General features: G+C 66.7%; 14 protein-coding genes. 8 read left to right on the forward strand and 6 right to left on the reverse strand.

The window, feature by feature from the left end; translation table 11 throughout:
• Nucleotides 1-21: 21 nt before the first annotated feature.
• The gene (locus ACWW1C_RS07120; RefSeq protein WP_455984184.1) at nt 22-3,210 is read right to left on the reverse strand and encodes an arabinosyltransferase domain-containing protein; all 3,189 of its coding nucleotides are present in this window, start codon (nt 3,208-3,210) and stop codon (nt 22-24) included.
• A gap of 130 nt (nt 3,211-3,340) precedes the next feature.
• Between ACWW1C_RS07120 and ACWW1C_RS07125 the strand changes: the two genes are divergently transcribed.
• Both ACWW1C_RS07125 and ACWW1C_RS07130 read left to right on the forward strand, forming a co-directional pair.
• On the forward strand, nt 3,341-3,958 hold the full coding sequence (locus ACWW1C_RS07125; protein WP_455982783.1) for a TetR/AcrR family transcriptional regulator: 618 nt from the start codon (nt 3,341-3,343) through the stop codon (nt 3,956-3,958).
• 73 nt (nt 3,959-4,031) lie between these two features.
• Complete coding sequence (locus ACWW1C_RS07130) at nt 4,032-4,664, forward strand: hypothetical protein (protein ID WP_455982784.1); 633 nt, start codon at nt 4,032-4,034, stop codon at nt 4,662-4,664.
• A gap of 22 nt (nt 4,665-4,686) precedes the next feature.
• Here the strand turns inward: ACWW1C_RS07130 and ACWW1C_RS07135 are convergent, their stop codons facing one another.
• Complete coding sequence (locus ACWW1C_RS07135; protein ID WP_455982785.1) at nt 4,687-5,826, reverse strand: sensor histidine kinase; 1,140 nt, start codon at nt 5,824-5,826, stop codon at nt 4,687-4,689.
• Complete coding sequence (locus tag ACWW1C_RS07140) at nt 5,826-6,560, reverse strand: winged helix-turn-helix domain-containing protein (protein ID WP_455982786.1); 735 nt, start codon at nt 6,558-6,560, stop codon at nt 5,826-5,828. Before ACWW1C_RS07140 ends, ACWW1C_RS07135 begins: the two co-directional genes overlap by 1 nt.
• 137 nt (nt 6,561-6,697) lie before the next feature.
• Between ACWW1C_RS07140 and ACWW1C_RS07145 the strand changes: the two genes are divergently transcribed.
• The 3 genes from ACWW1C_RS07145 to ACWW1C_RS07155 all read left to right on the forward strand — a co-directional run bounded on the left by ACWW1C_RS07145 (nt 6,698) and on the right by ACWW1C_RS07155 (nt 9,422).
• Complete coding sequence (locus tag ACWW1C_RS07145) at nt 6,698-6,997, forward strand: hypothetical protein (protein ID WP_455982787.1); 300 nt, start codon at nt 6,698-6,700, stop codon at nt 6,995-6,997.
• 96 nt (nt 6,998-7,093) lie between these two features.
• The gene (locus ACWW1C_RS07150) at nt 7,094-8,281 is read left to right on the forward strand and encodes a CaiB/BaiF CoA transferase family protein (RefSeq protein ID WP_455984185.1); all 1,188 of its coding nucleotides are present in this window, start codon (nt 7,094-7,096) and stop codon (nt 8,279-8,281) included.
• On the forward strand, nt 8,274-9,422 hold the full coding sequence (locus tag ACWW1C_RS07155) for a thiolase family protein (protein ID WP_455982788.1): 1,149 nt from the start codon (nt 8,274-8,276) through the stop codon (nt 9,420-9,422). The genes ACWW1C_RS07150 and ACWW1C_RS07155 overlap by 8 nt, the downstream gene beginning before the upstream one ends.
• Here ACWW1C_RS07155 and dmpG read toward each other — a convergent pair.
• The 3 genes from dmpG to ACWW1C_RS07170 are packed head-to-tail and all read right to left on the reverse strand — an operon-like array spanning nt 9,419 to nt 11,507.
• Nucleotides 9,419-10,426, reverse strand: coding sequence for a 4-hydroxy-2-oxovalerate aldolase (gene dmpG / locus ACWW1C_RS07160; RefSeq protein WP_455982789.1), 1,008 nt, complete (start codon nt 10,424-10,426; stop codon nt 9,419-9,421). The genes ACWW1C_RS07155 and dmpG overlap by 4 nt on opposite strands.
• Nucleotides 10,423-10,884: a hypothetical protein gene (locus ACWW1C_RS07165; RefSeq protein ID WP_455982790.1), complete on the reverse strand. Its 462-nt coding sequence runs from the start codon at nt 10,882-10,884 to the stop codon at nt 10,423-10,425. The genes dmpG and ACWW1C_RS07165 overlap by 4 nt, the downstream gene beginning before the upstream one ends.
• Entirely contained in the window at nt 10,881-11,507 is a 627-nt protein-coding gene (locus tag ACWW1C_RS07170) for a TetR/AcrR family transcriptional regulator (protein WP_455982791.1), read from the reverse strand. Before ACWW1C_RS07170 ends, ACWW1C_RS07165 begins: the two co-directional genes overlap by 4 nt.
• Nucleotides 11,508-11,585: 78 nt before the next feature.
• Here ACWW1C_RS07170 and ACWW1C_RS07175 point away from each other — a divergent pair, with 78 nt between their 5' ends.
• Genes ACWW1C_RS07175 through ACWW1C_RS07185 form a run of 3 tightly spaced genes read left to right on the forward strand, consistent with a single transcriptional unit; the run spans nt 11,586 to nt 14,946 of the window.
• Complete coding sequence (locus ACWW1C_RS07175; RefSeq protein ID WP_455982792.1) at nt 11,586-13,100, forward strand: bifunctional 3-(3-hydroxy-phenyl)propionate/3-hydroxycinnamic acid hydroxylase; 1,515 nt, start codon at nt 11,586-11,588, stop codon at nt 13,098-13,100.
• A complete protein-coding gene (locus ACWW1C_RS07180; protein ID WP_455982793.1) occupies nt 13,097-13,966 on the forward strand; it encodes an alpha/beta fold hydrolase in 870 nt (289 codons plus the stop codon). The genes ACWW1C_RS07175 and ACWW1C_RS07180 overlap by 4 nt, the downstream gene beginning before the upstream one ends.
• Nucleotides 13,963-14,946 carry a VOC family protein gene (locus tag ACWW1C_RS07185; protein ID WP_455982794.1) on the forward strand — a complete coding sequence of 328 codons (984 nt, stop codon included), beginning with the start codon at nt 13,963-13,965 and terminating at the stop codon, nt 14,944-14,946. The genes ACWW1C_RS07180 and ACWW1C_RS07185 overlap by 4 nt, the downstream gene beginning before the upstream one ends.

A 14,946-nucleotide genomic window follows, 5' to 3' on the forward strand; every position in this document is an offset into this window, starting at 1 on the left:
GTTCGTAACTCGTGCACCCACTCACGGTCCGATTCGGATGGGGCCAGGGCTCCACAGCCCGCTGCGTGTGGCGGTACCGAGGTCGAGATGTGCTTCTGGAGCATCGACGATCGGTGTGAATCGGCGCAGAGAGCCCCAGTCCCGTCCCCAGTCGCGTGAGAGGTACGTGGGCATGACATGGGCACGCAACAGCAGGTCCGTGATGCCTAGTGGGCCGCCGTTTTCACCGGATTGCCAAGTGTCCGGCATTTCGATTTTGGCGGGGTAGTCCGGGGAGATGCGATAGGCAGGGATCTGCGTGACGCCGTTGGCGTGCAGCATGGGCTGCTGGCAGGGGAACACAAGGCCCACGGCCCAGTCGAGCAGTATCGGCTGGGTGGAGCCGAGATACTCCTGGACTGAACGTAATTCGGGGACGCGCGGCGGTGTCACGGCAACCCAATCGCCGACGTCCAGCGAGTGGTCTTCGGCAACCACTCGAACGTACGGGGCAGCTGCGGGGATTTGAGCGCGAGGGAAGCGCAGGTTGCGCCAGGCTGGTTGTGGACCGATGTCGAACGGCGTGAGCCGGCCATGGGCGATGGGCGTGCCATCGGGTCCGGGGGTGCCGTACTCCAGTGCGACGGTTTGTGCTGCGGTGTGCCCGGACAAGACGCTGTTGCCGGTGATGGTCCCCGCGGCGGTGATCACGATGAGGGGGTGAGCGGTATCGGCCGCAGGAAGTCGATACCACGCCGACGTCAGTGCGCTCACCCGTTGGGGGCCGTCAGTGAAGCTGCCGGCCATCGGCACTCGGGCTGGGTCCAACCCATAGGGCAACACGACGCTCGAGCCATTGACGCCGGGCGCGTCCAGCGCAGTGGGGGCATCCCAGTCGTAGTCAGTTCCGGCTTTCGGGTGGTCCTGCCAAATCGATTCTGCCAGTGTGTGTTCCGGTACGCCATTGGAGTCGAAGCCAATCGACTCGGTGCCTCCGATCGGCCCCAAGGGGCCGTAGCGCCCCGGTAGAGGCGCCAGGAACCCAGCGTTGGCATCAGCCTCGACCAGGACGTCGTCGGCGAGCCCGCAGCCGCCGGCAAGCTCGCGGAGGTTGGCCCATCCGTTGGAGTAGCTGGGATATTCCTTGATCGCTCCGGCCAGCATCGACCCGACGCAGACCAACACCATGAACCCGGCGGCAATCGGCACCGGTGCAACGGTGAGTCGCTGAGTAATGCGATGTTCACGGCGGGTGGTCGGGGCGACGTGTAGCCACCCCGCGTATCCCGCGGTCAGCAGGCACAGTGCGAACAGGACAGCACTGACGGTGACCGGCCCCCAATGCGGGCTGCTGTCGTTGAACGGGACCCCGTAGCTCGAGACGTACCAAAACCCGTTCGTGGAGGCGAAACACAAAGCCAGGACAAAGAGCACGACTGCGAGGAACGCCATCCGGTTTCTCGCCGAGCGCAGCACCGTCGGCCCGAGCAGCACGGTGGCCACCGCCGCCATCGCCGCACCGACGGCGGCGAACAGCCCGAAGTGGTGAATCCATTTCGTTGGGGCGAAGGTGAGCAGGAACAGCGTGGCGAAGATGACGCCCATCAGTCGCCACACCGGGCCGGTGGCGATCCCGGGAATTCTTTTGCGGCGCAACAGCAACAGGATCGAGGGGAAGAGGCACGCCATCGTGGTCAGGATCCCGAAGCGGCGTGACAGGGCGGCGTCGGTGGTCGGCAGAATCAGGTAGAAGTACCGCAGGTTCTCGGTATACCAGGGTTGTGCGGGCCCGATGGCGGTGCGCACCGCAGTGGCTTCGCGTACCGCGGCCAGCGTCTGGTCGGCGAAAACCACTGTCAGCACGACGAATCCAGCTGCGGCCAGCGGTAGCAGCACGGGCCAAATCCCCACAGTTCGTGCGCGGCCCACGATGATCCGCACGATGGGGCGGCCGCCGGCGAGCAGGACGGCGACCGCGATGATGCCGGTCGGCTGGACGCCCAGCGTGAATGCGGCCACGATGATCGCCAGCCCGACTGGGGTGAGGCGGCGGGTGATGATCGCTCGTTCGACCAGTACGTAGGTGATCAAGGCGCCGGTGGCGATCTGTCCTTCGGGGCGCAGTCCGTTGTTGAACGGCATCCAGGCGGCAATGAACACCAACGCCGCTGCCCACGTTGCCGGTGCGCTTCTGGCCACGGCGGGGCCGAGTCGGGGAAGTACCTCTCGGGAGAGCAGCAGCCAGCACACCAGTGCGCAGATCAAATCCGGCAGGCGCAACCACAGGCTGGCGTGACTGACGTGGGTCATCGCGGCGATCAGGTCGTAGTACCAGCCGAATGGATCCTCTGGGCTACCGAACCAACGGAAGTAATTGGCCATGTAGCCGGCATGACTGGCGGTGTTGGACATGCCGAATTGGTAGCCGTCGTCCGAGGACCCCGCACCGGCGACGTACCAGAACAGGGACACCGCGATCACGGTGGCGTCCACTGTCGTGAGGCTTCGCCAACGGATCGGAAGCCGACGCCGGGCACGGTGGCCGTCGAGGCGGTCCAGCCGCCACAAAGCCAACAAGGCGACGACCGTGCCCACGATGCCGGCCAGCATCGCCGCGGCCTTCAACGACGAGGGGGAACTGGTAAATCGGGTGTCGATCGTCGCCGAGAACGCCAGTCCGGCCGGGGCCCGGCCGGTGAGGTCGGTGAACAGACCAACGATCTGGGGCCGCAGATTTGGATCAGGAAAACCGCCGCGCAGCTCTGCGCCAGTGTCGGGATCGCGCAGGCCGGTGATCGAAGCAAAGGTGCCTGCCGTCGACGAGGACACCTGCAGTCGCTCGCATTGTGGATCGCTCAGTCGGGTGCGCGGCACACTCAGAATGACGATATTGCGGGCGATCACATCAACGCGCTGTGTGGTCGCCGTGACGAAAAGCCCGTTGAGCATCGCCTGCTTGGCTGACGCGGGCGCGGTCCCCACCACGAGTCCACCGGCGGCGGCCATGTCGCGAATCAGGGTGCACGGCATTGATGCCGTCAGCGACACCGGAGTCAGCGAGACCAGCGGCGCGGTGACATTACCGAGCTGACCACCCTGCGGCCAGTTCAGTGTCGCGGTGGTTTGCACGACAGGGAGCACCGGAATCATCACGCTGGCAACGAATCCCACCAAGCCCGCGATGATCGCGACCCAGCGGGTGGTAGGCAACGGCCGACGTGCGCCGGCGATCTGAATATCAGCCGGTGCGTCGTCGGTCGCCGAATTTGCATCATCTCGAACCAAGCTCACTGAGCGCCCCCCGCCCACGTGTTCACACGCATCACACCATCAGTATCCGAAGCAACTGTTACAGTCAAGCGTGCCGAGACCGTTCGACCACGCGAAACGAGAAGAGCTATTGGCCTCTGCCGGCGCTATTTTGGCGCGCACCGGCGTGGTCGACACCTCGCTGCGCGAGCTCGCAACGCAGTTGGGGACCAGCGCCCGGATGTTGGTGTACTACTTCGGCACCAAAGAAAAGCTCATGCTGGAGGTTCTGCACCGCCAGCAACGCTCGGCGATACCCGCTACTGAAGAGCTGGACCTGCCAGCTTCCGTTGCAGCACATCGTCAATGGTGCTTCGAGGACTGGTATGCGTGTACCCGGGGTGAGCGCCGCGACAGTCTGCGGATCGTGCTGCAAATCTTCGGCGCCGCGTGCGGTGTCGACAGTCCTTACCGCGAATACACCTGGGACACCCTGTCTCTGCTGACCCGCAACTCCAAGGCCCGCCTTTGCGCGCTCGGAATGCCCGATCGCATTGCGGAAACCCGCTCACGCATTGCGCTGGCCGCTTTCCAAGGCTTCATCATCGAGTACTTCACCGCACCGGACCCCGCCTTCGTCGACGACACCTTCACCCGATTCGTCGACGAGTTCCTCCTTGCGCCCTTCGCTGCTACGGATCCGACGGGCACGAAGAAATCGAGTTCGTAGCCTGACGACGCGGACATCGGGACCTGACGAACTCCTGCCGTTCGAGTGTTGTGTCGCGTGTGAGAATCGGGGCATGGGGAGCGCAGGGGGAAAGAGCCCGATCGGCCGAGTGATCGGGACGCTGTTCGGGTTCGGGATGTTGGCCTTGGCCGTGGTGATCTTCCTGGGATCCAAAGATGACCCGGCCGAGTTGATCAGATCAGGCGACGTGGTGACACCCACCGAGCGTATTCACGTCGTGTATCTCGACCGATCGCAGTCGAATATTCGTTGCACGGCAACGACGTCTGGCGGTCAGGCCGAGCCATTGGCGCCCTTCACCGGCGCCCACCCCGAGAAGACGTTCGGTGGCAAGAACCGGCTGTTCATCCGCCGCGGCAAGACCTATCGGGCGGTCGGGGAGTTGCCGCTCGACCGCGGGCCGGTGACCGTGCGGTGTCCTGGAGCGAGCCGGATGTGGGTGAGTGCGCCGCCCAACGGCTGGTCGTGGCCGATCATCGTCTTTGTCGTGATCGGGGTGGCATGCCTCGTGGTGTTCGTTGTCGTGGTGCTGCGCCGCCGCCGGCGCGGCGGCGGTGGTCAGAGTGGCGGGCCCGGACCGATGTATCCCGGCTACCCGCCGCCGGGCTACCCCGGCTATCCGCCGCCCGGCTATCCCAACCAGGGCTACCCGCCGTATCCCGATTACCCGAACCATCCGCGGTAGTCGTCGCGCCGCGAACAGAAGATCAGGACTCGCGTGACCCGGCGACCGCCGTTGCGCGGCTGGGTAATTCGACGGTGAATGTCGCCCCGCTGCCGACACCGGCACTCGCCGCGGTGATCCGGCCGTGGTGGGCGTCGACAAGGGCCTTGGCGATCGCCAGCCCGATGCCGGAACCGCCGTGCGCGCGGTCGCGCGCCGAGTCGGCCCGGTAGAACCGCTCGAACAGCCGGGGCAGATGCTCGGCGGCGATGCCGTCGCCGTCGTCGGATACCTGAATCTGCACGGACCCGCCGGCACTCGTCGCCACGACTCGCACCGTGCCGCCGGCTTCGGTGTGCCGCAACGCATTGGTCAGCAGATTGGCCAGCACCTGGTCGAGCCGCTGCGGGTCGGCCCACAGATCAGGTAGACCCGGGGCGATATCTGAGTTCAGTTCAACACCTTTGGCGCGGTACGGTGCCGCGAAGGCATCGACGGCTGCGGCGATCAGCGTCGCGGGTGCGACGGCCTGCGTATCGACGAGCGCCATGTCGCGTTCGGCGTCGGACAGCGCGCGCACGTCGGAGCTGAGCCGCGCGAGCCGGCGGGTCTGGTCGCGCAGGACGCCGATCGTCGTCGCGTCGAGAGGGTGGATGCCGTCCTCGATCGACTCCAGGTAGGCGTCGATGACGGAGACCGGCGTGCGCAGCTCGTGCGCCAGGTCGGCCAGCAGCTGCCGCCGGGTGGTCTCGACGGAGCCGAGCTGTTCGGCCATGGTGTTGAAAGCGTCTGCGATGGCGTCGAATTCGGTGCCCAGATGCGGCGGCGAGACCCGGATGTCGTAGTCCCCCTCGGCGACGGCGGTTGCGGCGGCAGCAAGTTCGGCCGTCGACCGATGCATTCGTCGACTCAGATACCAGCTCAGTGCGAGTGCGGTGGTGGCGGCCACCGCGAGCGACATGCCCACCGAGACCGCGGTTGCCTGCCGGAACACATGCTCGTACGGGTGCGGTCCGGTGCGCCCGGGGACCAGGACGTCCTGCATCACTTTTCGGAACATCGGTGGGCCGATGATGAGGGCAACGGTCGTGGTGGTGGCGATGGCCGCGACCACGACGACTGCGTTGGTGACGAGCAGCCGACTGCGAATTCCGTGCTTGCTGCGCGGATGATCCTGGGCCATCAGCCTTCTCCCATCCGGTATCCGACGCCGCGCACCGTCGTGACGTACCGCGGCTCGGCCGAGTTGTCGCCCAGCTTGCGGCGCAGGTGGCCGACATGGACGTCGACGACGTTGTCGTTGCCGAACCACGATTCGCCCCAGACCGCTTCGAGCAACTGATGCCGCGTCCATACCTGTCGCGGCCGCGATGACAGTGCCGCCAGCACATCGAACTCGGTACGGGTGAGCATGATCGGCGCACCGCCGAGCAATGTCTGCCGGCTGTCGGTGTCGATGTGCAGTTCTCCGAACACGCGTGGCGGCGTCCCCGTCTCAGGGACGGATTCGGGGGTGCGTCGGGGCCGCCGCAACATGGCCCGGATGCGGGCCACCACCTCGCGGGGACTGAACGGTTTGGTGACGTAATCGTCCGCGCCGACCGACAGCCCGACGATGGTGTCGATCTCGGTGTCGCGAGCGGTCAGCATCACGACGTACGCGTCGGAGAACACCCGAAGCTGTCGGCATACCTCGATGCCGTCGAGTCCCGGCAGCCCGATATCGAGGATCACGACGTCGGGGTCGAGTTCGCGGGCGGCGACGAGGGCCGACGGGCCGTCTGCCGCGACGCGCACCTCGAACTGTTCGCGTCTGAGGTAGCTGGCCACGACATCGGCCAGCGCCGCCTCGTCGTCGACGACCAGCGCGCGCAGGCTCGGCGTGGGTTCAGTGCCGTTCACCTGCTCATAGTGCACCCGCGCGGTGGTGCGGTCGACCGGATGACCTGGTCAGCGCCCCGTTCTTTAACGAATCTTCATCGTTCCTCCGGGGAACCCTTGTCGGCCGATTCGAGTCTGGAAGACGTCAGAAACCACCGTGAAGGGACAACGACATGACCAGCAAGATCGCTTTCTTCTCCGCCGCTGCGGCGGCTCTGGCCGCTGCCGCCTTGACCGCCGCCGGTCCGGCACAGGCCGTCAGTGCGTCGGGCAACAACGGCGCCGACGTCGTGTCCACGCTGCGCAGCGAGGGCTACAACGTGCAGGTCGACGGGGCTCCGAGCGCTCCGCTGTCGGCCTGCACGGTGACGGACGTGCACGGGTTGCCGAATCCCGCGGACCCGACCCAGCGCGCGGACAGCCGCATGATCAACAACGTGTACGTCGACGTGACCTGTGCGTCGGACTCCTGACCGGGGTCGCAGCGTGCCGACCGGCGGCGACATGGTTATGTGAGGGGCGTGACCGAAGCGCAGTCGCTGCCGCTGGCCGGAATCACCGTCGTCGCGATGGAGCAGGCGGTGTCCGCGCCGATGTGCACGCGCGTGCTCGCGGACTTCGGCGCCCGGGTGATCAAAGTCGAGAATCCGCGGGGCGGAGACTTCGCCCGCGACTACGACGACGTGGTGCTCGGCCAGGCGGCGCATTTCGTCTGGGCCAACCGGGGCAAACAGTCGATCACCCTGAACCTCAAGTCCGACAAGGGCATTGCGGTGCTGCACCAATTGCTCGACCAGGCCGACGCGTTCGTCTCCAACCTGGCGCCGGGAGCCACCGCGAGACTGGGGTTGTCGCCGGAGGAGCTGGGCAGACGGCACCCGCAGGTGATCCCCGTCGAGATCGATGGCTACGGGCCGGGTGGGCCGCTTTCCCAGAAACGGGCGTACGACCTCCTGGTGCAGGCGGAATCCGGGTCGTGCGCGGCCACCGGCTTTCCGGGCATGCCGGCCAAACCTGGACCGCCCGTCGCCGATATCAGCACCGGCCTGTACTCGGCGTTGTCGATCATGGCGCTGCTGTTGGGCCGGGCGCGCGGGATGTCGGCCGGCGTGGCACCGTCGGTCGCGGTCAGCCTGTTCGACACGATGACCGACATCATGGGTTATCCGCTGACGTATACCCAGCATTCCGGTGTGAACCAGCAGCCGCTCGGGATGGCATCGCCGGCCGTCGCACCGTACGGCGCTTTCGCAACGCGGGACGGCCAGACGGTGGTGCTCGGCACGACCAACGACAGAGAATGGCAACGGCTGGCGCGGGAGATCATCGACCGGCCCGACCTTGCCGAGGATCCGCGATTCGCGAGCAACTCGGAGCGCTGCGCGCACCGCGACGAACTTCATTCCGCCATCGGATCCTGGTGCGAAGAGCGCGATCTCGACGATATTCAGCGGATCGCCGACGCGGCCGGTATCGGCAACTCGCGGTACAACCTGCCCGGCGAGGTGATCGCGCATCCGCACCTGAAAGCGCGCGACCGGTGGCGCCAGGTCAGCACACCGAACGGTCCCATCGAGGCGCTGTTGCCGCCACCGGTCATCAGCGGCTTCGAGCTGAACATGGGGGCAATCCCCGGACTGGGCGAGCACACAGATGTGATACTCGGCGAATTGGGTTACCGCGCTGAAGATATCGCCGGCCTGCGGGCCGACGGTGCGATCGGCGATGTCTATGGATCAGGGAGCGACCATGCGTGAAGTCGTCATTGTCGAGGCCGTGCGGACCGCCGTCGGCAAGCGCAACGGGGGATTGGCCGGCCAGCATGCCGCCGACCTGTCCGCGGTGGTCTTGAACGAACTGATGGAACGGTCCGGCGTGGCACCGGAACTCGTCGACGACGTGGTGTGGGGCTGCGTCTCGCAGGTCGGCGATCAGTCCAGCAATATCGCCCGCTGGTCGGTGCTGGCTGCCGGCTGGCCCGAGTCGATACCGGGGACGACGGTCAACCGGGCCTGCGGATCGTCGCAGCAGGCCTTGGATTTCGCGGCACAAGCGGTGATGTCGGGACAGCAGGACATCGTGGTGGCCGGCGGCGTCGAGGTGATGAGCCGGGTGCCGCTGGGTGCGGCGCGGCAGACCGGGCAGCCGTACGGGCCGAAAGCGCTTGCCCGGTATGACGGTTTCGCATTCAACCAGGGCATCTCGGCCGAGATGATCGCGCAGAAGTGGGGTCTGTCGCGGGCCCGGCTGGACGAATACTCCGCGCGGTCGCATGAACTCGCCGCGGCCGCACAGGATTCCGGGGCGTTCGTGACGCAGATCGTTCCGGTGTTCACCGATGACGGCGGCGTCGTGCACGAGGACGAGGGCATCCGGCGAGGGACGACCGTCGAGAAGCTGGGTGGTCTCAAACCGGCATTCCAGGAGGACGGCGTGATTCACGCCGGCAACTCGTCGCAGATTTCCGACGGTGCGGCAGCGCTTTTGGTGATGACCATGGAGAACGCGCTGCAGCTCGGACTGACGCCGTTGGTGCGGTATGTCGGCGGCGCGGTGACCGGCGCCGACCCCGTGCTGATGCTCACCGGCCCGATTCCGGCGACCGAGAAAGTGCTCCACAAGACGGGCGTCGACATCGGCGAGATCGGGGTGTTCGAGGTGAACGAGGCCTTTGCCCCGGTGCCGCTGGCCTGGCTGGCCGACACCGGCGCCGACGAGGCCGCGCTGAATCCGCTGGGCGGTGCGATCGCGCTGGGGCACCCGCTCGGAGCCTCGGGCGCGGTGCTGATGACCCGCATGATCAACCACATGCGCGACAACGGAATTCGCTACGGCTTGCAGACCATGTGCGAGGGTGGCGGCACCGCCAACGCCACGCTGGTGGAGCTGGTCGCTTAGGCGCTTTCGGCGCGCGTGAGGTCCAGCGCGATGTCGACGAGCATGTCCTCCTGGCCGCCCACGAGCCCGCGCCGTCCGGCCTCTTCCAACAGCGTGCGGGCGTCGGTGCCGAAGCGCTCGGCGGCGATTTCCGCATGCCGCAGGAAACTGGAGTACACACCCGCGTAGCCGAGCGTCAGGGTTTCCCGGTCGACGCGGACGGGGCGTTCCTGCAGCGGCCGGACCAGATCGTCGGCGGCATCCTGCAACGCGTGCAGATCGCAACCGTGTTCCCAGCCCAACTTGGTGGCCGCGGCGATGAAGACCTCCAGCGGTGCGTTGCCGGCGCCGGCGCCCATGCCGGCCAGCGAGGCGTCGACCCGGGTGGCACCGTGCTCGACGGCAGCCAGCGAGTTGGCCACCCCCAGCGACAGGTTGTGGTGGGCATGGATGCCGATTTCTGTTGTCGGGTACAGAGTTTGGCGCAGGGCGTCGACGCGGTCGGCGACGTCGCGCATCGTCATGGCGCCGCCGGAGTCGACGACGTAGACGCACGTCGCGCCGTAGTTCTCCATCAACTGCGCCTGCCGGGCGAGGGCGGCCGGCGTGGTGAGGTGGCTCATCATGAGGAATCCGACGGCGTCCATGCCGAGTTCGCGGGCCGCGGTGAGGTGATGCGCGGAGACATCGGCCTCGGTGCAGTGGGTGCCGACGCGGACGACGCTGACGCCGGCGCGGTGGGCGTCGCGCAACTGCCGCACGGTACCGATCCCGGGGAGGATCAGCGTCGCGATGCGGGCGCGCGATACCGCGGAGGCGACGGCGGAGATCCACTCGAGGTCGGTGTGCGCGCCGAAGCCGTACACGCAACTGGACCCGCCCAGTCCGTCGCCGTGCGCGACTTCGATGGAGGCGACGCCCGCGGCGTCGAGCGCCGTGGCGATCGCGATGGCCTGCCCGATGCTGTACTGGTGGCGAACGGCGTGCATGCCGTCGCGCAGGGTGACGTCGCTGAGGTAGATCATGTTGGGAATCCAGTATTTTCGGTGACGACCTCGACCAGCACCGTCACCTTCGTGCCGGTGAATTGTCCGGTTTCCGGGATGCGCAACGGGCCGATGCTCTCGAACTGCACGGTTTGCTTGAGCCGGAAGCCCGGCGTATCGGCGGCGGCCCGTTCGACGGCGGCGTGGATGTCGCGTTCGACGGCGCCGCGATCGAGGTCGCTGTCGACCAGACAGTAGACGGTGTTGCGGATCGACGGTGGTTCGGCGGAGCTGAGCAGGGAGATGACCTTGGCCTGACGGGCACCAGCATTTTCCATTGCGGCACAGGTGGTTTCGATGACATGATCGATGCCGGCCCGGATTTCCGGGCCGGCGGATCGCGACGGGATCGACGAGACGATCTCGGCGTACGTCACCGTCGTGGTGCGCGCGACTGCGGCGACGATGGGCACGGTCGCTTCGATGGTCGCGGTCACTGCGTGTTCCCGGCCAGCATGCGGAGCGCGGTGTCGTACATGGCGTTGGCGTGCAGTTCGAACAGCTCGAGCAGGTCCACCGAATCGCCGCCCAGTTCCTTGGCGATGAACAGGCCGTCGGCCCCGGCGATGGAGTAGTTCACCAACAGCCGCACCTGGGCGTCCGTGAGTCCCGGTGCCAGCTCGCTGAGTGCTTCCGCGAGCGACTGAGAAGCCTGCGCTCGCGCCTGCAGGTACCTCGCGCGGGCGCTCGGCTCGATGGGTCGGCGCTCGAGCGCGAGCATGAGCCCGAGACGCAGGAAGTCGGGGTTGTCGAGCAGGCCTTTTGCGAGTTGCTTGGCCAGGCCGATGACGCGTTCTCGCGGCTCGCCGTCGGTGGGGAGTTCCCAGACGCGCAGCCACGTCTCGAAGCTGCGGTCGATCACCGCGGCCAGGAGGTCGTCCTTGTCTTTGAAATGCCAGTAGATGGAGCTGGCGGGCAGGCCGCACTTCTTGCTCACCAGCCCGATGCTGGTGCCCTCGTAACCGCGTTCGGAGGCAATCTCGTTGGCAGCATCCAGGATTCGCTCGCGCGACTGTTCGCCGTCGGCGCGCTTGCGGCGGGCCTTGGGTGCTTCGGTCATTTTTGCTCCCGACTATTGACTCTGTAGTGATCACTACATTACCGTAGCGATCACTACAGAACAACCCTGGAGGCCCCAATGAGCAGTGAAGACATCTACGACGTCGCCGTCATCGGGTATGGCCCGACCGGCGCCACGGCGGCCAACCTGCTGGGGCAGATGGGCCTGAAGGTGCTGGTGGTCGAGCGTGACCCCGACATCTACACCCGGGCGCGGGCGATCTCGACCGATGAGGAGGTGTTGCGGGTCTGGCAGTCCATCGGGCTGGCTGAACGGCTCCAGCGGGACATGCTGCCCGACCGGCCGGTCGCGTTCGTCGACGCCGACGGCCGCCCGTTCCTCGAGACGGTCATCCAGGGCCGCGGATGCGGACACCCGTCGCAGCAGTTCATCTACCAGCCGGCGGTCGACTCGGTACTTCGCGAAGGGGTCGCGCGGTTCGCCAACGTCGAGGTGCTCCTGGAGCACGAATGCCTGCGGGTGACCAACCGAGGTGACGACGCCGAACTACTGCTCGCCGATCTGAGGGCCGACACGTTCAAGCGGATCACGGCCCGTTACGTCATCGCCTCGGACGGTGGATCGTCGGGTACGCGCGGGATGCTCGGCATCGGATACACCGGACGCACCTATGGCGAACGCTGGGTCGTCATCGACACCAAGGTGGTCAGAGAATGGGATGCCCACGACCGCTTGCGGTTTCATTGCAATCCGAAGCGCCCGACCGTCGACTGTCCGACCCCGCTGGGGCATCACCGCTGGGAGTACCCGGCGTGCGGAGGGGAATGCGACAAGGACCTCGTCAGCGATGAGGCGGTGTGGAAGGTGTTGCGCGAGCAGGGCATCACACCCGAGCACGTCGAAATCCTGCGCGCTGTCGTCTACAGCCATCATGTGCGGGTAGCGGACCGCTGGCGTGTCGGCCGGGTGTTCCTGGCCGGTGATGCCGCGCATGCCATGCCGCCGTGGATCGGCCAGGGGATGTCCGCCGGTGTGCGTGACGCCGCCAACCTGTGTTGGAAACTGGCCGCCGTCCTCCGCGGACAAGCGTCCGACTCGCTACTGGATTCCTATGCCGCAGAACGTAAGCCGCACGTCACGGAAGTTACCCGGCGCGCCGTGTTGGTCGGTCGGATCATCACCGAGCGCCGGCCCTGGCTGGCCGCGATCCGCAATCATGTCGTGCGCACCGTGACCAGGATTCCCGGCGCCGATGCCGCGGGGCAGAAGCTGTGGTGGATCCCTGATGCCCGCTATGCCGACGGCTTCTTCACGGCCACGCACCCGGCGGCGGGCCGGCAGATTCCGCAGCCGACCGTGGACGGCGTCCTCCTCGATGATCTGCTCGCTGGCCGCTGGGCGCTGCTGTACACCGGCGCGCTGCCGGCCGGCGCTGCGGCCTGGACGTCGGCCGGCGCGTCGACCCTACAGATCACCGAACCGAGCCTGCTGCGGTGGCTTCGCGACCACAAAGCCGACGCCGTGGTGCTCCGGCCGGACGGATTCATCTACGTCGCAACCTCATCCAACCAACCGATACCGGCGCCCCCGGCCGGACTGAACCTCACCACCTTGACAGGAGCACACACATGACCACCACCCTCACCGAACACACCGTCACCGTCGGTGACAAAAAGATCTTCGTCACCGAGGCCGGTTCGGGCCCCGCGGTGGTGCTCCTGCACGGCGGCGGCCCGGGGGCGTCCGGCGTCGCCAACTACTCCCGCAACATCGACGCCCTCGCCCGGCGCTACCGCGTCCTCGTGCCCGACATGCCCGGCTACGGACTTTCGTCGAAGGGCATCGACAAGTCCGATCCCTTCGGCTGCCTGGCCGACGCGATGCGCAGCATGCTCGACGAATTGAGCATCAGCACAGCACATCTGGTCGGCAACTCCTACGGCGGCGCCGCGGCGCTGCGGTTGGCGCTGGACACCCCGGGCCGCGTCGGCAAGCTGGTGCTCATGGGCCCCGGCGGCATCGGCACCACCCGCGGCCTGCCGACCGCCGGCCTGAACAGCCTGCTGGGCTATTACGGCGGCTCGGGCCCCAGCCGCGAGAAGCTGGCGGCATTCATCCGCAATTACCTGGTCTACGAGGCTGATTCGGTGCCCGACGAGCTGATCGACCTGCGGTACACGGCATCCATCGACCCGGAGGTGGTGGCGGACCCGCCGCTGAGCCGGCCGTCGGGACCATTCGCACTGCGGACGCTGTGGCGCATGGACCTGACGCGCGATTCACGGCTGGCGTCATTGCAGACGCCGACGCTCATCTTGTGGGGCCGTGACGACAAGGTGAACCGCCCCTCGGGCGGACCCATGCTGCAGAACCTCATGCCCAACGCTGAACTGGTCATGACCAGTCACACCGGGCACTGGATGCAGTGGGAGCGCGCCGACCTCTTCAATCAACTGGTCGACGAATTCCTCTCCGACAGCACGGTATTCCGGCCATGAGCGTCTTCGGTAAGGTGTCGCTCGGCTATCTGGTGGTCGAGACGGAGCGGTTCGCCGACTGGCGGCGGTTCGGCCGCGACGCGATCGGCATGCACCTCGATGATCTCGACACCGATGCACTGCGATTCCGGCTCGACGAACAACAGTGCCGGTTCCTGCTGCGGCGCGGGCCGGCCGAGGACGTCACCACGCTGGGCTGGCATGTCGACGACCACGAAACCTTCGACGAGATCGTCGGCCGGGTGCACCGGTGCGGCGTGCCCGTCACCGCCGGCACCGACGAGGAGGCTGCGTTGCGCGGGGTCGAGCGCCTGGTACGCATTCCCGGTCCCAACGGGCTGGCGCAGGAGCTGTACACCCGGGCGCACATCGACGGACAATTATCCGTGGCCGGAAAGGGCTTCGTCACGGGCGAGTTCGGACTCGGGCACGTCGCTGTCACCAGCACCAAGCCGCATCAGATACGCGGCTACTACAACACCCTGCTCGACGCCCGGCTCAGCGACTTCATCGACGAAACCATGAGTGGGGTCAAGGTGAAAATCCGGTTCCTGCGCGTCAACAGGCGCCACCACTCGGTGGCCATCGCGGCGGTGAACCGGCTGCCCATCAACCCGATTCGGACCCGCGTGCAACACCTGAACATTCAGGTCGCCGAATTGGACGATCTGACGGACAGCTACCAGCGCGTGCGAGCATTGGGTTTCGACATGGCCCTGGGAGTCGGTCAGCACACCAACGACCGGGAGCTGTCGTTCTACGCCGTCACGCCATCGGGCTTCGAATGGGAAGTGGGATGGAACCCGCTCGTTGTCGACGAATCGACCTGGAAGCCGACGACTCACCAGGGCATCAGCATCTGGGGCCACGAGATGCAGTCCAGCGTCGACAGGCTCGAACAGTTCACGACCGCAGTCACGTCATTGCTGCACCGCGAAGACACCGTCCCCGCGCTGGCGGGCGCCGGCATTCGCGACTGA

It is taken from the genome of Mycobacterium sp. HM-7 (assembly GCF_053852335.1).